The sequence below is a fragment of the Salinibacter sp. 10B genome (assembly GCF_002954405.1).
GTDB lineage: Bacteria > Bacteroidota > Rhodothermia > Rhodothermales > Salinibacteraceae > Salinibacter.
The window spans coordinates 4,018,695-4,038,717 of record NZ_MQWC01000004.1 but is presented as its reverse complement, the minus strand read 5'-3'; the positions used below and the strand labels follow the sequence as shown (position 1 = coordinate 4,038,717).

Here is a 20,023-nt window from a genome sequence, read left to right as displayed (position 1 = left end):
GCGTCCGTAGCGTCGTTGGAGTCCAACGACGCTACACAGAGGATATTGACCTTTTTCGAAAACGACCGATCCAGTGTCACGGCATGTCGGTCCTGCGATTAATCTCGTAACGCCACAATCCAACGACGCTTCTGGGGCCACTCCTTGCCGGTGCCGACGATACGAGAGGCTTTTGCGTCGCCGTACCTCCTCCCTGAAGTCTGCAGCAGGATTCGAAATCAGGACTAGTTGCGCCCCGACCGATACCGAAAGTTATACGCCATTCCAAGTTCAGGCGTCCCTTCGACCACATCTCCCCCCCCAAAAAGAACGATGCTCCCAAAGTTGGCCGCCAGTCCCAGAGAGATCGCCGGTGACACAGATCCGTCCGTCGAGGGATCCACCTGCAGCCCCAGTCCCAAGGCGGGCTGGACACGAGACGCAAATACGTCGTAGAAGCCGAATGCTTTCATCGTCAGTTTTTGGCCGGGGTCATCTCGAATGACGGCCCCATTAATTGCGGCCTGAAGCTGGACTCCCCCTCGCGGATCTGTGTATCCGGCAGCGAGTCCGAGGGGCGTGTCTCCCCGTCCGTAGAGCCCCACCGTTCCCCCAACCATTGCCACGAGGCCGACCGCCATCGCAGCCCCGAGGGCCGGTCCCCGCAGACTGGTATCGTCATCCTCCTCGTCCTCTTTCTCCTCTTTGGATCGTCCACTTTTCCGCCCGCCCTCCTCCGCGGCTGTTGCCCCTCGCCGCGTCGCCGTACGGTCCTGTCGCCCCTCATCGGTCGATCCGCGGCCAATTGTTGCCTCACGGCGCTGTACCGTACGCTTGCCGTTCCGCTCTGCTACGTAGTAGGGCCGCGGGGCCACCCGCCAGCCGATGAAGATGCGCGTCCGGGGCTCGTAGATACTCGGCTCCGGACCCGGCACCGGCCGGCGCTCTTGAACGTCCGGACGGCGGCGCTGCGAACTAGACGGACGATCCGTCACGAAGCCCATCCGTTCCACAACGAGGCTGTCGAGCGTGGCTCCCTCAAGCAATGCCTGGCGAGCCGTTGCCGCCGATCCCTCCAGAAAGACCCGGCTGTGCCCCACCGTCACCTCAAACGAGTAAATGCCCGGCAGGGGCGCCAGCGTCATACTATCCACGGCAACGATCATATCCCCTACGTGCCGACCGTCCGCATGCACCTGTGCCCGGAGTTCCACATTCACCATGCGCACGTTCGCCGGGCCCGACCGGCGCGAAAGCACGTTGCCTTTGTACAGCACGCGGGTGCCTGGTTGCCACCCCAAGACGAATGACCATTGCGACGTAGAGTCGTTGGCGGCGTACCGATAGTCGAGCGCAAGGGAATCGATCTTAGGGAGCAGATACGGGGCCCTCCGTCCCATTTCATCGAGAAGTTGCCCCAACGACGTCGGCCAGTCTGTGAGCGCAACCGTCCCGCTTCCCTGCCCTCGACGCGCCTCGACAGCGGACGTGTCTGCAGCAACGGAATCCGCCTGTTGGGCGTACCCCGGTTCCACCGAGAAGCATAATAGCGAAAGCCCTGCCACGAGGATAACCAAGGTGCGAGTCATGGATAAACGGCCTCTAAAGTACCGAAAAAGAAATGGATGGATATAGCCGCAATAGTACCCCTGAACGTTACACCTGCTCTTCAAAATCTTGGAGAATGGAGAGGAAGGTATCGCCGTAGCGATCCAACTTCACGTCGCCAACCCCGTGGAGCGCTCGAAACTCCCGAGCGGTCTGTGGACGATGCTCCACCATGGCCCGAAGTGTTTTGTCGTTGAAAATAACGTAGGGCGGTACATCCTGCTCCCGTGCCAGCGCCAAGCGTCGCTCACGCAGCGTTTCAAAGAGGTCGCGCTCCGGCCCCTCCACCGGAACCGAGTCGGGAGACGCCTGCTTCATTGAGGATGATGAAGACGCCGACTGGGCCGATTCCGTTTCCCGAAAGACGACGTCGTGTTCTCCCCGAAGTACAGGCCGACACGCCTCCGTGAGGGTGAGCGCGCCGTACCCCATCACATCGACCTCAACCATCCCCTTGGCCACTAGCTGGCGGATGATGGTGCGCCACTCGGCCTTCGACCGGTCCTCTCCAATCCCATAGGTCGACACCTCATCGTGATCATGACGGCGAATCTTTTCAGTATCCTTGCCCAAAAGCACGTCCGTCACATGCCCACTGCCAAACCGCTGCCCGGTGCGTGCAATACAGGAAAGGGCCTTTTGCGCAGGCACTGTGCCGTCCCAGGTCTCCGGAGGATGCTCACAGTTATCACAGTTGCCACACGTCTCTCCCTCCATCTCCTCACCGAAGTAGTTTAGAAGCACCTTGCGACGGCAATCCGGCGCCTCGCAGTACCCGAGCAACGCATTCAGCTTGTGCCGCTGCGTCCAGCGGTGCTCATCGTTTTCGGAGGAGTCATCGATAAGCTGGCGCATCCGCACCACATCGCCGCGGCGGTAGGCCATCCAGGCCGTCGCAGGCCGGCCGTCCCGCCCGGCCCGGCCGGTTTCCTGATAGTAGGCTTCCAGCGTCTTCGGCACGTCGAGGTGGGCCACAAAGCGCACGTCGGGCTTGTCGATGCCCATACCAAAGGCCACGGTCGCCACGACGATCAGGCCCTCCTCCCGCAGAAATCGCTGCTGATGCTCCTCTCGCGTGTCGCCCGTGAGACCAGCGTGGTACGGGACGGCGGTATGGCCGTGATCGTTCAACCAGTCGGCGGTCGTCTCGACGCCGTTGCGGCTCAAGCAGTACACAATGCCGTTCTGCCCGGGGTGCTCTTCTTGAATGAAGTTGTGCAGTTGGCGGCGCGGGCGGCTCTGCTTGGGCACCACTACGTAGCGGATGTTGGGGCGGTCGAAGCCGGCAACAAACAAATCCTCCTCCGTCATGCCCAGCCGATCAAGGATGACCTGTTGCGTGGGGGGATCGGCGGTGGCCGTGACGCCGATGCACGGCACCTGGGCAAACTCTTCCCGAAGGTCTGCAAGGGCCATATACTCGGGCCGAAAGTCATGCCCCCACTGCGAGATGCAGTGGGCCTCGTCAATGGCAAGAAGAGCCGGATTTGCTTTGCGGAGCATTTGCTTGAACCGTGGGCGGTTGGCGCGTTCCGGCGCCACGTAGCAAAGGTCGAGGCGGCCATGGGTGAGTTGCTCCTCCACCGCGCGGCGATCGTCGGGGCTAAGGCTCGAATTGAGGACGGCCGCCCGCACGCCAAGCTGCTGAAGGGCATCGACTTGATCCTGCATCAGCGAGATGAGGGGCGAGACGATGACGCCGCACCCCGACCGCACGAGCGCCGGAATCTGGTAGCAGATCGACTTGCCGCCCCCCGTGGGCATAACGACTGCCGCGTCGCCGCCCTCAATAACCCGGCGAATGATGGGCTCCTGGTACGGGCGAAACGACTCGTACCCAAAGACGGACTGGAGGACGTGCTGAGGATCGGTGCCGGTGACGTCCATACATACGTGCAGGGTTGAGCGTCTAGAGGTGAGGTCAAAATGGGGGGGGGGCGAAAAGGGCCGCCCCTATCCAACCGGGGCTCGGGTTGTGGGTGTCGGCGTCATCCCACTATCCCGATAAAGCTCCTCCTTGAACTGCCCATCTTCGTGGAGCAGAGAGGCGTACGAGTCAACACACTACAGTCGGAAAGGATCGGCACGAACGTACGCGATCGCCGGTTTCCGCGGCCTTTTTACGCGCGAGACCCTCTCACCCTTGGTGGACGATCATTTACAAGAGGATGAAACAGATTGACATTCGAGGATCAGCTCTCGTTCTTCGTAGGTGACTCCATCCCCTTGAGATTCGCTCTTCTCGAAACGGCGCACGATGCCCCGCTATGAACGATCCAGCGGTCTTTCTCTGCATGAACGTACTCGGTACTGTTTTCCTCTACTTCGGATATGACTCGTTGAAAAAGGGAATCACCGGCGACTCTAGCACCGGAAACAAGGGCGTTTGGACAAATCACGTGCCCGAACTCGCTAATGGCTTCATCGCCACCTTCCTGGGTGTCTGCTTCTGGTTCGGGTCTTTCTACTGGTTCTGACGACGCCACACGGGGATATCGTCTTGGGATGCGAATGGGAAAATCAACGTCATGGAAACGGCCTTGGACATCGAGCACATCCGACAGTGAGAATGACGCGGGCAAACGTCCTATGCCTATACCAAGTCCCCACTGTGCCCGAACGATCAGAAGGCATGCACTCTCTCTGGCGGTGAACAACGCCTGGTGGAGGTGGAGTTCGAACGAGACTACGTCCTGCTCACTGACCACTACCATCAGCACATCATCCCCCTTGCCGAGGAGGCCTACGTCTTGTGGCAAAAGCAGTGCCACCCGCTTGACAATGACGCCTCCATGCACGATCAACTCGTGGCGATCGGATCCCTCCGAGAAGAAGTGCCCTCACCATCGTAGCGTCCGGAGCCACCACCGAACGCCTCCGGATTCGGGTCGTACCAACGACGGTTCCTCCACTCTCCTCCACGTACCTCCTTCCATTATGGATACCAACGTCTACACCTACGAGGGCGACGAGGTCACGGTCACCTGGGACCGCGCGCGCTGCATCCACGCCGAGGCCTGCGTGAAGGGACTGCCCAGCGTGTTCGACCCGAACCGGCGCCCCTGGATCGAACCCGACCAGGCCGAGGCCGACGCCGTGGAAGCCGTCGTGCCCCACTGTCCCACCGGTGCACTCCACCTCACCCGCAACGACACCAACCCGGAGCCCACGCCCGACGCAAACCGCATCTCCATTTCCCCAAACGGCCCCCTCTACGTCCACGCCGACGCCGAACTCATCGACAGCGACGGCGAGACGCTGCTCACGGATACGCGCATGGCCCTCTGCCGCTGTGGCCTGTCCGATAACAAACCGCTCTGCGACGGCAGCCACGACGAGGGCTTTGCGGCCGACGGGCACATCGCGGTCAACCTTCTTTCCACACCGGACGACGCCGACGAAAGCGGTCCGCTTCGCATTCGCGCCACCGAGGACGGACCGTTCGTGGTCGAGGGTCCGGTCTCAATTACAGGGGCCGATGAGGAGATCTCAGGCTCTCGCGGCGCCCTCTGCCGCTGCGGGGCCTCCGGCAGCAAGCCGTTCTGCGACGGAAGCCACAGTGAGGTTGATTTCAAGGCCGATTGACGCTCTATCAATTTCGCTCTCTCCTGTACAGAGTGCCTCCGCAAACTGGTTTGAGAGCGCAGGAACATGGGCGTGTCGAGACTTTCTTCACCTCGTGCGTCCGAGTGCTCCTTCCTCATCTCATTCGCCCGTTCTCCAGTCTCTCTATCTCCCACGCTCAGCAGCAAACATGGCCTCCTCGAAAAAAGCAATCTACGCCGCCATCCTCGGCAACTTCGCGATTGCCGTCACAAAGTTTCTCGGCGCCGCGGTGAGTGGAAGCTCAGCAATGCTCACGGAGGGCATCCACTCCCTCGTCGATACCGGCAACGGCGGCCTGCTTCTCCTTGGCATCCGCCGCAGCAAACGCCCCCCCGACGAGCAGCACCCCTACGGCTACGGGAAGTCTCTTTACTTTTATACCCTGATCGTTGCCGTCCTCATCTTCGGCCTCGGCGGGGGCATCTCATTGTACGAAGGCATTCTGCACACGCTCGACCCGGGCCACGGGGGGCCCACCGGCGCCACGGTGTTTGGCTATACAATCGGCGGTCTGACGCTCAATACCATCGTGCTCGTCTCCGCCATCATTTTCGAAGGCTTTGCCTTCCGCACAGCCTGGCAGGAATTCAACAAAGTGCGCGGGGATCAGGGCCTTTTGGACGCCATCCGATCAAGCAAAGACCCGACGACGTTCACTGTGCTCTTTGAGGACAGTGCCGCCATGGCCGGGCTCATCGTGGCCCTCCTCGGCGTCCACCTCACGGAGGCGCTCCACATGCCCATCATTGACGGCATCGCGTCGATCCTCATCGGCCTCATCCTCTGCGCCGTCGCCTCTTTTCTGGTGTGGGAGAGCAAAAAACTGCTGCTGGGCGAGGCGGCCGATCCGGAGATGCGCGCCGATATCCGTCGCATTGCCCGCGAGGATGGCACGGTGGCCGACGTCCATCGGATGATGACGCTCTATATGGGCCCGAATACGCTGGTTCTCAATATGGACCTTCAATTCGACGAGTCCCTCAATGCGGAGGAAGTCGCGGCGGCCATCGACCGCATCGAGCAAGAAATTCGAAAGAGGCACGCTCCCGTCCAGTTCATCTTTATTGAGGCCGAAAGCCTGACGGGACGCCGAGCCGCTCAGGAGTCCTCCTCAACCTGATGCCCACTCAGGTTGGCCCGAAATCGTTGCAGAAGTTGCATCTGCGCGCTAGGGCGCCCCTTTGCTCCTTGAGATGTCTTTTTCGTACCCGAACCGCCCCCCGACTCGTCCGTTTGGGGGGCGTCCGGCTTTTCATGTCAGGGGCTACGCCCTGCTTCTGTTGACGATGACCCGGAAATTCAATATTCATCCATAGGTGGCCGCCGTCCCTGCTTCCTTGCTCCGTTTACGCATGGCGCCGCCTCGTACCCATCCTGCTTGATTTCAGCTACTCACTCTTCCTTATGCTCCCTCTTGATAAGACGACAGTGATCGGCGCGGCCATCGTGCTGTGCGTAGCCCTGCTGTCCGGTTGTGGAACCGCCTCCTCCGTCTTGCCGACTGAAACAGAGACGAAGCGGATTCCCAAGGACACCGTCGTGGTGACAACCAACGACACCACTTCTCTGCGCCCGGAGGTCGCTCGTCTCTACGCCCTGGAGGCCGAAATCCTCTCGACGGAGGACAGCACCCGCCGGGCTCAACTGCTGAATCAAGCCATGTCGGAGCTCGCGACCTTTCTTCGTGAGCAGCCGAACGCCTTGGAAGACAATGCTGTACGCGATCTCTACAGCGGCCTTACGACGGAGTATCGCCGCTACCACGGCTACGGCAACGATCCGGACTCCCTGCAAATGGCCCGCGGGCAGATTTTCTCGGTGCGGGCCCAGCTCTTCTCCTCCCTCAACGCGCTTGACAACCCCCTGCTGGAGGAATCCCCCCCTGTGGAAAACACCGAGGTCACGGGCACTGAGATTCCAATGACCTCCAACCGCTTGGTCAACGAGACCATCCGTTATCTGCAGGACGAGCCGGACGGGCACGTGGAGCGCTGGCTCCGACGCGTACAGGTGTATGGGCCGATGATCGATCACATCCTCGCGGAGGAAAATGTCCCGCTTGAACTCCGCTATCTCGCCATGGCCGAAAGTGGACTGAATCCGAACGCGCGCAGCTGGGCGGGCGCTGTGGGCATGTGGCAGTTTATGCCGTCCACCGGACGCCGCTACGGCCTGTCCATTAACGCCTGGGTCGACGAACGGCGCGATCCGGAAAAAGCCACTCGTGCTGCCGCACGACACCTGCGGGACCTTTATGAGGAATTTGAGGACTGGCATCTTGCCATGGCCGCCTTTAACTGCGGCGCCGGGTGCGTCCGCCGTGCCATTCGCCGGGCCGACGAACCGGACCCGTCCTACTGGGATGCCTACGACTACCTCCCCCGTGAGACGCGAGGCTACGTACCCATGTTTATCGCCGCAGCCCACGTGATGCAAAACCCCGAGGCATACGGCTTTGAACCGGCCCCGCCCACCCCGGCATTTTCGTACGACTACGTGGCCGTGCACGGCAGCATGCTCTCGCTCAGCACCCTGGCGGACTTGTCCGGAACGAAGCGCAGTGTTCTCGAATCCTTGAATCCAGAACTTCGGCGCGGCCGCATTCCGCCGTCGAAAGACCGGTACCATCTGCGCATTCCGCTGGGCAGCTATCCCCGGTTCGTTTGGAACTATGCTGAGCTGCCCGCCCCCCAAAAGCAGCCGGCCACCACCTATCGGGTGCGCTCCGGGGACACTCTGTCTGAAATTGCCCAGCGGTTCGGCACGTCGACCGACGTGCTCCAGCGTCTCAACGGCCTCGACAACACGCTCATCCGACAGGGACAACACCTGGTGGTGCCCGTCAATGATTACGACGGGGCCCTCACCACAGAAGCCGAGAACGACCGCCCAATGCGGGTGCAATACGGCACGTCGACGCCCGTTCGCCCCCTGGACCCGATCGACACAACCTCTGAGACGCAATCCACTGAGGCGACAACGTCTGCCTCCGCCTCCCCAAGCACCGTGGCCGCCCGATCTTCCTCTTCGGGCTCCACCGACGAAGTGTCATCGGTCTACCGCGTTCAGCAGGGCGATACGCTCGGCGGCATTGCGGAGCGCTTCGGAATCTCGGTGCGCCAGTTGCGCGCCTGGAACGATCTCAACGGCAGCCGCATCTATCCGGGACAGCGATTGCAGATTTCAGAGTAGGCTCTCCCCATCCCCCGGCATACACCGACGAGCGAGCGATGCCCCGCTCCCGAAGAGGTCCGTTTACTCGCGTTCCGTTGGTCCCCGATAGCGGGCAGTTAGAATACGGGGGCGGTCGCTGAGATCGGTCTCGACGCATACCTTCGCAAGCCCTGCTTCTCGTAGCACCGCTGCTGCTTCCTCGGCGTAGTCGGCGTGCGTCTCCAGCACAATCGCCGCCCCCGGCGCGCAGACGACGGAGGCACAGGTGGCAAGTGTGCGATAGAATCGAAGGGGATCCTCTCCCGAGAAGAGCGCCTCCGGCGGGTCGTACTCGCGGACGACGGCCGGGAGCGTTTGGGCCTCTTCGTTCGGAATGTACGGCGGATTGGAGATCAGAAGATCGACCGGACGGGCCAATTGGTCTCCAACCTGTGCCGCAAACAGATCCACCTCAGCGAAATGAACATCCATGTCCAGCCGGTCGGCATTGCGGCGGGCAACCGCAAGAGCCTCGGCACTCACGTCCCATCCTTCGACCTGTGCATCGGGGCGCTCGTGCTTCAGGGCAAGGGCAATACAGCCGCTCCCCGTCCCGACGTCGAGCACCTGGGGCGCTTCCACGGACGAGACGGCCCGGAGGGCCGCTTCCACGACCTCTTCCGTCTCGGGCCGCGGAATCATAACGGCAGGCGACACGTCGATGCGGAGCCCCCGAAAGGAGGTGTAGCCAAGCACATGCTGGAGCGGTTCCCCCTCCAGGCAGCGCTCCACCATTGTGCGGAACTCCTGCGCGGCGTCCGGGGCCACCGGCGTTCGGGCGCGGGCGTACAACTGCCCCCGATCGATTCCAAGCACGTCGATCAACACCCATTCGGCTGTGCGACGGGGAGCGTCCTGCTCGGCCGCCCGAAGCCGTTGCTGTGCCCATTCCAGTAGGGCCTGCCGCGAGTCGTTTGGGAGCTCAGATTGTGCCATCGACTGACGATGCGTGGATACAAACCCGCTATCGGCGCACGCGAAACCCCTCATACTCATCGTTCGCGCCGGCCCACTCGGCCTCCACACTCTCAACCTGAGCCATTCGTGGCCCCTCGTGCACGGCCTCCAGCAACTCTTCGAGCGCGGCCCGCGGCCCTTCGGCCTCCAGACGCACGGAGCCGTCCTGTTCATTGCGGACCCAGCCCGTGACGCCCAGTTGCCGGGCGCGCATCTGGGTAAAGTTGCGGAAGCCCACGCCTTGTACCCGCCCTTCGATTTGAGCGGAGAGTCGTTCCTGCGTATCCGTTTCCATAACTCCGGGAGAACTCATTCACATTTGGACCAGTGAGCACCGATCCGTACAGATCCCCAAGAATAGCTGGACCCGTCAGCCCCCTCGAACACAGGCCCGACTCCACCCGCACAGATCGGTGTTTTTTGATAAGCGCCTGTCTCGTCAAGGGTTTCCCTCGCTTCAACAACGGAATTGTCAGAGAAGTCCCCGGCTCTTGGTCCAGCTGCGGAAGCCGTCAACCAATTGCTCAAAGGAATCGAGCACAAAGAGCTCATCTTGCAGGTTGTACACCTCATAATCGTCCTTCTCCACGATGTGGGCCGGATCGAACGGATGGAGTGTCACTTCGTCGGAAAGGGCATGCGTGACCTCCTCATTGGAGGAGACGATGCCGGCCCCAAAAATACGCTTCTCTCCCTCTTCCCGAATGAGTCCAAACTCCACGGTAAACCAGTGGAAGCGTTCGAGGCGAGGACGATCCGCACCCTCAGCATTCAGGGCTGCCCGCCCAAATAGCTGATAGAAATCAGCAAAATCCGGCTGCGTAAGCATCGGCATGTGACCGAAGATGTCGTGGAAGCAGTCCGGTGCGGGCGTGTAGTCAAGCTCATCGCGTCCCCGAACGTAATTGGTCGAGGGAAACTTGCGGTCGGCCAGGAGCTCAAAGAAATTCTTTTCGTGGATCAGACCGGGGACATTCGCGACAGTCCAGTCCGTTTCTGCGCTAAGGCGGCGGCTCAGATTGGCAAGGCTTGGGATCTGGTCCGCCTCAAGCTGCAACACGTCCTGTCCCCGCATATAGGCCTCACAGGCCCGGCCCGGCAATTGCTCCATCTGACGCTCGACGAGAATCTGCCAGGTCTCATGATCCTCTGCCGAGTAGTCCGGGTACTCGATTTCCTCTCCCACGGGCGGCGGCTCTTCCAAGCGCTGGGGAATCGTGCGCGGATCTACGTCCTCCTGCTCTTCTTGGGCCTTTTCGAAAGCCGAGCGCTCCTCGTCCGGAGTCGTCGTATCATGGGGGTTGTCATTCATGGCTAGCGGGTCAGTATTGAATGAACGAAAGAGACGATAACTTTGGAAGCGCTTCCAACATCATAAGTAAAGGTCGTGGTCCTCTCGACAAAAGAGACCACTGCTGAAACGCCTTTTGTAGGGACATGATTCTACCACCCCGTCCCGTCCCCCAGCCCCTCGTCCACCGACAGATCGAGCCGTATGATCCAAGCCGTGCCCACATAGCCGAAAAACGCCGCGAGCGCAATCGTCACGGCAGCCCGCGTGAGCCGCGCTCCATTGCCCACGACCTCTTCGGCCATAAGCATAATTCCAAGAAAGAGTCCAGCAACGACACATGCCCCGGCAATTATGTGTCCCCAGGACCGGAAGGCCCGTCCGTCAAACATACCATTGGAAGGAGTGAGGGGAGACAGCAAATCCGAGACCGGCAGATGATCCTCCTTCAGGGACGGGCTCGGAGAACGATCCCAGGCGTTGATCTGCTCGGGCTGGTAGGTCCCGCCGCACTCCCAGCAACCGGCACGGACCGACGGGCGTTACGCATGTGCCGGTTTTTGTCCCGGCTTCCACTTGATGTTGCATCCCATGGACGGCTTCTGTTCCATGTTCACGGTGCCACTTTCCAAAAGCTCCTCCAGGGCCTCTTGCAAGTCGCCGCCGTGGGCCTCGCCGTGATCCGGTCGCGTGTCGTCGAAGCGACCGCGGTAGGCAAGCGTTCGATCGGAATCGAACACGTAGAAGTCGGGCGTACAGGCCGCCTGGTATGCCGTGGCGACCTCCTGGCTCTCGTCCTGAAGGTAGGGAAAGGGATAGTCCTTCGCTGCCGCCCGCTCAGCCATGTTCTCGAACGAGTCCTCCGGATAATTCTCCGGGTCGTTCGAGCAGATGGCGAGAAACTGCACACCGTTCTCCTGATACTCGCGGGCCATATCGATCATAGCCTCCTCCACATGCTGGGCGTATGGGCAGTGGTTGCATGTGAACACAAGGACGAGGGCCTCGGCGTCGGCATAGTCCTCGAGAGACCGCTGTTCGTCGCCACGGTCATCCACCTCCGGATTGGCGGCTGGAAGGGTAAAAGAGGGCGCCTCCTGCCCCAACTCCATCATCGTCGATTCAGTAACAGCCATTGCAACGTCGGATCCGGTTTTACAGAGTATGGAAAGCAGACGAGAATTGCCCTGAGACTTCGCTACTGTCTCTTACTTTTCCTGCACGCCGAGGTTCGGAGGGAAGACGCAACGTCGTGTTACGCGGCGTAAATATTCCCCCGTCTACCTATCTCAGCCGCTTGACTTCGAAGAGAGCGGTTTACTCCCCGTCCATCTCCGTCCCCCGATAAAGATTATGCTCGCGGATGTAGGAGCGCACGGTTTCAGGCACGAGGTACCGAATTGATCGTCCCGCACGGCGGCGGGACCGGATTTCGGTACCGGAGACTTCCATTACGGGGGCCGAGACGAACCGTACGCGGTTGGCGAAGCGCGGCTCGGGAACGTCCTCGATGATGCCCGGCCGTTTGTACACAACCAACGGAACCCGCTCCATAATTTCGTCGGGCCGGTGCCACTCCCCGAAATGATCGAGACTGTCGCTGCCCAGGAGAAGCCCAAAGTCAGTATCGGGGTGTTCGTCCTGCAAAACCCGAAGCGTATCCACAGTATAGGAGACCCCCTCTCGCCCTACTTCGATCTCGGAGACTCGAAAGGACGGATTATCGGCAATCGCACGGCGCGTCATCGCCAGACGGTGCTCCACGGCGGCCAGTTCGTCGTGAGACTTGTGTGGGGGGGTCGCATTGGGAATCCACCACACCTCGTCAAACCCAAGCTGGTCCCGCGCGATTTCCGCAACGACGAGATGAGCCACGTGTGGCGGATTGAACGAACCCCCAAACAGACCGATGTCCATGACGTGGCGCCAGTTGAAAACGACTTCTGCCTCCCCCCATCCGACGGGTACGCCCTGAACAGTTATCTTCAGGACCGACCTCCTCCGTTTAGTTTGCGCTGTCAGCGCTTCCCCCTTCTCGCGCAAGCGACTGTGTGCGCTGCTCTTGTGATCGCACTTCCTTCAGCTTGCGCCGGGCCTCTGCCCGCAGCGGCTCGGCCTGCTCCAACACCGGACTCTCGGGGAAAAGCTGCTGCAGACGAGCATACTGATCAAGAGCCTGCTGATATCGCTCGGCCTGCTTCTCTTGAATGCTGCGATCGGCGTATCGGATGTAAGAGCGTAGAGCTCCGAGAAGGGCATCGTCGGCCCAGGGAGTATCCGGATACTGGTCAAAGACTGACTCGTATGCCACCGTAGCGGCCGGCCACATATCGCGACGCTCATACAACTTGGCGGCGTCGAACTGCTTATGGGCAAGCTTTGCCCGAAGCTCATCGATTTTGTCCTGCGCCTTCGGGGCAAGTTTGTGGTCCGGATGTCGGTCCCGGAAGAGCTGGAAGAGTTCGATGGCCTTCCGCGTGTCGGTTTGATCGAGATGATAGCCAGGAGAACGGGCATAGTACGCACGCGCCTGTTCATACTCGGCACGCGGCACCATCTGGTTGTTGCGGTAGAGCTGCGTGAATCGCCTAAACTCGTTTGCCGCTACGAGATACTTCCCTTTCTTCCGCTGGGCCATGGCCAGCTTGAATTGGGCGTCGGGGGCCCACTCGTTGCCCCGCCCATAGTTGAGCACGGATCGAAAGTAGCGAATGGCCCGATCATAGTCCTCCTCCTCATACTCAGCAACCCCTTTTTCGTAGGCATCCTGCGGGCCGCTGGTCGTAATGCCCTGACTGCCCGAACAGCCGACCAGTCCGATGAGAAGGGCCAGGCTCAACACCGACGAGAGAACCGAAAGACGCATAGACGTAAGCACAGTCCGCAAGATCAATGAAAGGCCGGTCACGCCACATTTCTCGGACCCTCCCCAGAATGCTGGAGACGGCCCTAATCAATGACGCGGAGCCGAAACGGCACCGGGTAGGGTCTGTTCCTCTCTACGTTCCCAATCCATCCAAAAGCCGCTAAACATTAGTCTCCTGGAGACCTCCCCGAACCGTCACGCGATTTGTCCACGGCGCACGCCCCCTACCGGATACGCTCTACTCGATTGTTGCGGTACCGCTGAAAAAACATGGCCCGATTCACATTGCCCTCCTGAAAGTCAAGACGCACGCCCAGTCCCTCGTAGGTCCCAGCCTCTCGTAAGTCCTGTGGGCTCGGGGGCGGAGGCGACGGGTCGACGGTGGATAGAAGGAAATGGGCGATGTCGTAGCCGGTGTACGCCAATCGCTGTCCCCGCACGGACAGCTGGTCGGGAGTATTGCCAGTCAGAAGCCGGTATTGCCGAATGAAGTCTTGAACGTCGGGCCGTTTCGTCTGCACGTTGAAATCCGTGGCGTACGTAGTCGTAAAGGCACTGGCCTTTTCGACCACCGTTAGGTCGTGCCAGCTGGAGTTTCCGAGAATCCGAGCAGTCGTATTGAGACGCCCGAACCCCGTGAGAGCATCCTGAATTTTCCCGGTGGCGTTTTGACCCGAAATGGGCAGATAGAAGGCTTCTGTGGCCGCAAACATAGAGTCCGTTATGGTGGAATCTGCCTCCAAGGCCTCAGGCAGCTGCGACCACTGACGTGGATTATCCAACTCCAGCGTAAATGGGGTAGTGAGCCCTCGGCGTCGTGCCTCGTCCCGAAAGGCATCGGCCATTCGCCTGCTGTAGGGCGCGCCTTTCTCATAAATCATCGACACACTCTCGGTGAGAAGGCCCTCCGAAGCGAAACGGGCCATGATGCGCCCCCGAAGCGGAATCGTGGGATTGGCCTGGAAGACGTAGTCTCGCCCCGCGGACACACTCTCATCCGTAGCAAGGGGAGCAATCAGCGGAATCCGTGCCTCCTCCGCCGCGGCCCCTGCAACTCGAGCCGTCTCACTGTACAAGGGCCCGACAATCACATCTACATTGTCTATGCGGACGAGGGAATCGACCGCTGCTCGGGCCGACTCTGGACGATCCTTCACGCGACGAAAATGCATCTTGGCGACCCAGTTCGGCTGTCCTTGCTGCTCGGTCAGGATCTGGAGCGAGTCGACGCGAATTGTGTCGGTCCGGGTCGTGACCGTCGTGCGCCCCTCTGCCTCGGCGAGACTGTCCCCGTACACCTCGGCCGTGCGGGCAACCCCAAAGGAGTCGACAGAGGCCCGAAGTCCCGGTGGGGGGACGTAGCGTCGCGTCAGTCCATTGTGCCCGTCCACCGCCAGCCGAATGCCGTTGAACATTGCTTGGGTGAGGCCTACCGCCCTGTCGGTCATCGGGAGGGCAATGCCGATACGAAGGGTGTCAACGCGTTGACCCTGACGGCGGAGCTGCGTGCGGGCGACATCGAGAATGCGTTCGGCTTCCCCTTGGTAGGAGGTTTGCGGATACCGATCGAGGAGCGTGGTCAGCACGTCGACGGTCTCCTGAAACCGGCCGAGCCGAAGAAGCGCCTTGCCCTGCATCACCAGGGCCGCTGTGGTTTTCCGATTCAGCTGGTAGTCGTTCACCAGGCGAAAGCGCTCAGCCGCCCGCTGGTATTGTCCCTGTTCGAACGCCGCTAGGCCCTGCTCGAACATGAGTTCGGCGTCCGAATTGCGGGGGACGGTGTCTTGCACCTGTCCCTGCACCACGGACGGACCAGCCAGCAGACCGGCACAGAAGATCACGAGGACAGCGCGAACGGCGAGGGATGCTCGACTCGTCATGCAAAGAAAGAAGTTCACAGCGGAAGAGATGATTGCGTATCTGCGACTGGACGGAATGGGCACCCGGGCCTATCACCCGCCCATGCACACGGACAGGCGCTCCCGACGATGAACAAGAAGCACGGAGGCACACGCTCTCCCCCACCGCTTCCTTCCAGCAGCAGGGCACGACATTGTCATTCAAATCGGCCTACTCCCACTCAATTGTAGCCGGCGGTTTCGAGCTTACGTCATACACGGTCCGATTAATGCCACGCACCTCGTTCACAATCCGGTTCGAAACGTGCCCAAGGAAGTCGTGCGGAAGATGGGCCCAATCGGCCGTCATGCCATCAACACTGGTCACGGCCCGCAAGGCACAGACGTTCTCGTAGGTCCGCTCGTCCCCCATCACGCCTACACTCTGCACCGGAAGTAGCACAGCAAAGGCCTGCCAGACCTCGTCGTAGAGATCACGGGCCCGCAGCTCGTCAATAAAGATCGCGTCGGCCTCGCGCAGGAGGGCCAGCCGCTCCCGGGTCACCGGCCCCAGAATGCGAATCGCCAGCCCGGGTCCCGGAAACGGATGCCGTCCCACAATCGGCTCCGGCACCTCCAGAAGGCGCCCAATCTCGCGCACCTCGTCCTTGAACAGCTCCCGAAACGGCTCAATCAGCTCAAAGTCGAGTTCCTCCGGCAGGCCGCCCACGTTGTGATGGGTTTTAATGGTCTCCGACGGCCCCTTAAACGACACGCTCTCAATCAGGTCCGGATAGAGGGTCCCCTGTGCCAAAAACTCGGGCCGGTGCCCCAGTTCGCTGGCAATTTCATCGGTCTGTTCCTCAAATACCTCAATAAACGTGTTGCCAATGAGAACACGCTTCTCCTCTGGATCGACGACCCCCTCCAGACGCTCCAGAAATCGGTCCGTGGCATCCTGCGTATGGAGGTCCATCTGAAAGTGCCCCCGGAAGGTGTCCTGCACCTGGTCCCACTCTCCTTTGCGGAGGAGACCGTTATTTACAAAGATACAGTGGAGCTGATCGCCAAGGGCGCGGTGCAACAGTGCTGCCGCCACCGACGAGTCGACCCCTCCAGAGAGGCCGAGTATCACGTGCCGATCGCCCACCCGCTCCCGAATCTCAGCAACCTGTTCTTCAACGAACGAGGCGGGCGACCAATCGCCGCTACAGCCGCAAATGTTGTACGCAAAATTTTCTAGGATCTGCCGTCCGAAGTCGGTGTGCACCACTTCGGGATGAAATTGCACGCCGTAGTGGGGCGCCTGTGTATCATGCACGGCCGCCACCGGCGCGTTCTCGGTGCTTGCTATGACCTCGTATCCGTCGGGCAGTTCGGTGAGGTGATCGCCATGGCTCATCCAGACCGTCGACCCGTCGGGCACGTCGGCAAAGAGATCGGTCGCCGCCCCGTCGCCCTCAACCTGGATGTGCGCTCGGCCAAACTCGCGCCGTTCAGCCCGCTGTACGTGCCCTCCCAGCAGGTGCGCCATGGCCTGAAGGCCGTAACAAATGCCAAGAACCGGCACGGGCCGCCCGTCGTCCTGCCGCAGCTCCAACAGGTCGGGGTCGAGTTGAGGCGCCTCGTCGTCGTAGACCGAGCATGGCCCTCCAGAAAGAATAATTCCCTTCGGATTCAGTGACGCGATCTCCTCCGTCGGCGTTGTGCAGGGATAGATTTCGGAGTAGACCCCTGTTTCCCGCACACGACGCGCAATGAGCTGAGTGTACTGGGACCCGAAGTCCAGAATGACAATCTTCTCGTGCATCTCGATCTATTGCGTATTTCGTATTGCGTACTCGGGGCCACGCTCACACACTACGGAATACGCATTACGCAATACGTACCACGCAATACGCTGCCATTGAGCCCAACTCTCCCAGTGCCTGAGTCTTCTCTCTCCGGTTAAATGTACTCGTCGTACGCACTGGCGTCCATCAGGTCCTCCAGTTCGCTCTCATCGGCAAGCTCCATCTCCACCATCCAGCCATCGCCGTAGGGGTCGTCGTTTACCAGTTCCGGCTCCAACTCGAGCTCGTCATTGAAGGCAGTAATGGTGCCGCTCACAGGCATGTACAATTCGGAAACCGTCTTTACGGCTTCCACAGTTCCAAAGACTTCGCCCTGCCCAAGCTCGGTGCCCTCCGGCTCAATTTCGACAAAGACGATGTCGCCGAGCTCACTTTGAGCAAAATCAGTGATGCCTACAATGGCAGTACCGTCGTCGACCTGCAGCCATTCGTGGTCCTCGGTGTAGTAGAGATCGTCGGGGGTATCCATCCGATTGGAAAAGGGAAGTGTTGAGAAAACGATTCAGCAAAATATACGATGCCCGGCGGGGAATCCCAACGTGAGATCCCAGTCAGAGATCAAGCCGCTGCGGGCGCTGGCTCCATTTCGAAGTCATCCAGGAAACGGGTGTCGAAGTTTCCGTTCTGGAAACGCTCATCGTCCATGAGCTGCTGATGGAACGGAATGGTCGTGTCCACGCCCTCAATGATGAACTCGTCGAGCGCCCGGCGCATCTTCCGAATCGCGTGATCGCGGGTCTTCCCGTACGTGATGAGCTTTGCAATCATCGAGTCGTAGGTGGGCGGGATCATGTAACCCGCGTACGCCGCCGTATCGACGCGTACGCCGTGCCCCCCCGGCTGGTGGAAGGCCGTAATTTCCCCAGGGGCCGGACTGAAATTCTTGAAGGGGTTCTCGGCATTAATTCGACACTCGATGGCATGTCCCTCCATCTCGGCGGACGTGCGCTCCACCGTCTCCCCCATCGACACGCGAATCTGATACTCTACAAGGTCGCAGTCCGTCACTTCCTCCGTGACGGGGTGCTCCACCTGAATCCGCGTATTCATCTCCATGAAGTAGAAATTGCGATCGGCCCCTACGAGAAACTCAATCGTGCCGGCGCCCTCGTAGTTGACGGCTTCGGCGCCACGGACGGCGGCCTCGCCCATTTCCTGCCGAAGCTCCTCGTCCATGATCGGCGACGGTGCCTCCTCCACGAGCTTTTGGTGACGACGCTGGATGGAGCACTCGCGCTCTCCAAAGTGCATAACGTTGCCCTTCCCGTCCCCCAAAAGCTGGATCTCGACGTGACGTGGATTCTCGACAAACTTCTCGATGTAGACTTCCGGGTCGTCGAAGGCCGCGTCGGCCTCCGAGCGCGCCCCCTTAAACTTGTTGTCGAATTCCTCTTCTTCCCACACCAGGCGCATTCCGGTACCGCCGCCGCCCGACGCCGCCTTAATCATCACCGGAAAGCCAATGTCAGCTGCCAGACTCCGAGCCTCGTCGATGTCGCTGATCGTACCGTCGGACCCTTCCACGATGGGGACGCCCGCTTCGGCCATCGTCTCCTTTGCGACGTCCTTCTTGCTCATTAGCCGCATGGTTTCCGGCTTCGGGCCGATGAACTCGATGTCGTTGTCCGCACAGATCTGGCTAAACTCCGCGTTTTCTGAGAGGAAGCCGTAGCCGGGATGAATGGCATCAGCGCCGGTCACCTCCGCGGCCGCAATGATGCGGTCGGGCCGCAGGTAACTATCGGCCGAGGCAGGGGGGCCGATGCAGACCGCCTCATCGGCAAAGCGGACGTGCAGGGCGTCTCGGTCCATCGTCGAGTAGACGGCGACCGTGTTGATCCCCATCTCGTGGCAGGTGCGAATAATCCGCAGCGCAATCTCGCCGCGGTTGGCAATCAAGATTTTTCGGATGTCACTCATTCGGAGTCAGAAACAGGTTCGACGGGCAGGCTCTCGGTCTGCGGCTGAAGCACGTCCTGAGAAACGAGACAAGGTGCGACGCGGGCCGGTGCGTACGTCGTATTGCGTATCCCACAACTCCACGCAATACGGAATATGCCTTCCTCACGCCCCGGCGCCGGAAAAGCAACAGCCGGTGGTTACGATTCTTCTTCGATCACAAAGAGCGGCTGATCGAATTCGACGGGCTCGGCGTCCTCCACCAGGATCTCCTGAATGGTGCCTGACGTCTCGCACTCAATCTCGTTCATCAACTTCATTGCCTCGATGATGCAGAGGACGTCGCCCTCAGAAACGGTATCCCCCACGTCCACGAACGGATCAGAGTCAGGAGACGGTGCGCGGTAGAACGTGCCCACGATGGGCGCCTTCACGACATGCTCTTCGGCGGCCGTGTCCGTATCCGCTTCGGCCGTGCCGTTTTCGGCCGTCTCCTGTGCCGATGCGGCGGACGAGGTGCCCTCCGGTTCGGCACTTCCAGCAGCCGCCTGCTGTCCTCCTCCGGCCGGGGCCTGCTGTTGTGCCTGTCCCCCCGCGGAGGCTGCCTGCTGTTGAGGCGCCTGCGGCTGCGGTGCTGGCTGCTGGGGAGGGGCAGGGGCCTGCTGGGGCGGCGCCTGGGGCTGCATGTGCTGCGGGGCCCCGTATCCCTGCTGGGCCGGATAGGCGGCTGGTTGCATGAGCACCTGCGGGCTGTTCTGCCGGATGGTGAGCTTAAAATCGTCTTCTTCAATCTCAACCTCCGACACGCCGCTTTCGGCAACGAGTCGCAGCAGTTCCTGAATCTTCGAGAGCTTCATCGTCTGGTGGATGTCTGCGAAAAAACCTGCGGGCACGCATCCTTCTGAACGAACAG

At 60.7% G+C, this 20,023-nt stretch carries 18 protein-coding genes; 4 read left to right on the top strand and 14 right to left on the bottom strand.

The genetic code is table 11. The features are described 5' to 3' along the window. Nucleotides 1–224: 224 nt before the first annotated feature. Nucleotides 225–1,568 carry a hypothetical protein gene (locus tag BSZ35_RS16515; RefSeq protein WP_105013473.1) on the bottom strand — a complete coding sequence of 448 codons (1,344 nt, stop codon included), beginning with the start codon at nt 1,566–1,568 and terminating at the stop codon, nt 225–227. Between the two features lie 67 nt (nt 1,569–1,635). Further along, nucleotides 1,636–3,474, bottom strand: a complete 1,839-nt coding sequence (gene recQ, locus BSZ35_RS16510) for a DNA helicase RecQ (RefSeq protein ID WP_105013472.1) — start codon at nt 3,472–3,474, stop codon at nt 1,636–1,638. A 782-nt stretch (nt 3,475–4,256) separates the two neighbouring features. On the opposite strand from recQ, the gene BSZ35_RS16500 reads away from it, so the two are divergent. The 4 genes from BSZ35_RS16500 (at nt 4,257) to BSZ35_RS16485 (ending at nt 8,385) form a co-directional block, all read left to right on the top strand. Beyond that, nucleotides 4,257–4,439 carry a hypothetical protein gene (locus BSZ35_RS16500; protein ID WP_146110139.1) on the top strand — a complete coding sequence of 61 codons (183 nt, stop codon included), beginning with the start codon at nt 4,257–4,259 and terminating at the stop codon, nt 4,437–4,439. 85 nt (nt 4,440–4,524) lie between these two features. Further along, complete coding sequence (locus tag BSZ35_RS16495) at nt 4,525–5,172, top strand: CDGSH iron-sulfur domain-containing protein (protein ID WP_105013469.1); 648 nt, start codon at nt 4,525–4,527, stop codon at nt 5,170–5,172. 169 nt (nt 5,173–5,341) lie between these two features. Next, entirely contained in the window at nt 5,342–6,313 is a 972-nt protein-coding gene (locus BSZ35_RS16490) for a cation diffusion facilitator family transporter (RefSeq protein WP_105013468.1), read from the top strand. A 284-nt stretch (nt 6,314–6,597) separates the two neighbouring features. Further along, the gene (locus BSZ35_RS16485; protein ID WP_105013467.1) at nt 6,598–8,385 is read left to right on the top strand and encodes a lytic transglycosylase domain-containing protein; all 1,788 of its coding nucleotides are present in this window, start codon (nt 6,598–6,600) and stop codon (nt 8,383–8,385) included. Between the two features lie 63 nt (nt 8,386–8,448). Here BSZ35_RS16485 and prmC read toward each other — a convergent pair whose 3' ends face one another. The 12 genes from prmC to accB form a co-directional block, all read right to left on the bottom strand. Then, entirely contained in the window at nt 8,449–9,342 is an 894-nt protein-coding gene (gene prmC / locus BSZ35_RS16480; protein ID WP_258096754.1) for a peptide chain release factor N(5)-glutamine methyltransferase, read from the bottom strand. Between the two features lie 28 nt (nt 9,343–9,370). Beyond that, nucleotides 9,371–9,658, bottom strand: coding sequence for an acylphosphatase (locus BSZ35_RS16475; RefSeq protein ID WP_105013465.1), 288 nt, complete (start codon nt 9,656–9,658; stop codon nt 9,371–9,373). Nucleotides 9,659–9,835: 177 nt separating this feature from the next. Beyond that, a complete protein-coding gene (locus BSZ35_RS16470; RefSeq protein WP_105013464.1) occupies nt 9,836–10,675 on the bottom strand; it encodes a phenylalanine 4-monooxygenase in 840 nt (279 codons plus the stop codon). Between the two features lie 131 nt (nt 10,676–10,806). Further along, nucleotides 10,807–11,046, bottom strand: coding sequence for an ABC transporter permease (locus BSZ35_RS16465; RefSeq protein WP_105013463.1), 240 nt, complete (start codon nt 11,044–11,046; stop codon nt 10,807–10,809). A gap of 150 nt (nt 11,047–11,196) precedes the next feature. Further along, entirely contained in the window at nt 11,197–11,790 is a 594-nt protein-coding gene (locus BSZ35_RS16460; RefSeq protein ID WP_105013462.1) for a thioredoxin family protein, read from the bottom strand. A 181-nt stretch (nt 11,791–11,971) separates the two neighbouring features. Continuing rightward, nucleotides 11,972–12,571 carry a nicotinate (nicotinamide) nucleotide adenylyltransferase gene (gene nadD, locus BSZ35_RS16455; RefSeq protein ID WP_105013461.1) on the bottom strand — a complete coding sequence of 200 codons (600 nt, stop codon included), beginning with the start codon at nt 12,569–12,571 and terminating at the stop codon, nt 11,972–11,974. Between the two features lie 88 nt (nt 12,572–12,659). Beyond that, complete coding sequence (bamD, locus tag BSZ35_RS16450) at nt 12,660–13,520, bottom strand: outer membrane protein assembly factor BamD (RefSeq protein WP_105013460.1); 861 nt, start codon at nt 13,518–13,520, stop codon at nt 12,660–12,662. Between the two features lie 224 nt (nt 13,521–13,744). Further along, nucleotides 13,745–15,400: an ABC transporter substrate-binding protein gene (locus BSZ35_RS16445; RefSeq protein ID WP_105013459.1), complete on the bottom strand. Its 1,656-nt coding sequence runs from the start codon at nt 15,398–15,400 to the stop codon at nt 13,745–13,747. A 190-nt stretch (nt 15,401–15,590) separates the two neighbouring features. After that, nucleotides 15,591–17,168 (bottom strand): glutamine-hydrolyzing GMP synthase, encoded by a 1,578-nt coding sequence (guaA, locus tag BSZ35_RS16440; RefSeq protein ID WP_105013458.1) that lies wholly within the window; start codon nt 17,166–17,168, stop codon nt 15,591–15,593. Nucleotides 17,169–17,305: 137 nt separating this feature from the next. Next, complete coding sequence (gcvH, locus tag BSZ35_RS16435; RefSeq protein ID WP_105013457.1) at nt 17,306–17,680, bottom strand: glycine cleavage system protein GcvH; 375 nt, start codon at nt 17,678–17,680, stop codon at nt 17,306–17,308. An 89-nt stretch (nt 17,681–17,769) separates the two neighbouring features. After that, on the bottom strand, nt 17,770–19,131 hold the full coding sequence (accC, locus tag BSZ35_RS16430) for an acetyl-CoA carboxylase biotin carboxylase subunit (protein ID WP_105013456.1): 1,362 nt from the start codon (nt 19,129–19,131) through the stop codon (nt 17,770–17,772). Nucleotides 19,132–19,310: 179 nt separating this feature from the next. After that, on the bottom strand, nt 19,311–20,003 hold the full coding sequence (gene accB, locus BSZ35_RS16425) for an acetyl-CoA carboxylase biotin carboxyl carrier protein (RefSeq protein ID WP_258096753.1): 693 nt from the start codon (nt 20,001–20,003) through the stop codon (nt 19,311–19,313). Nucleotides 20,004–20,023 lie beyond the last annotated feature (20 nt).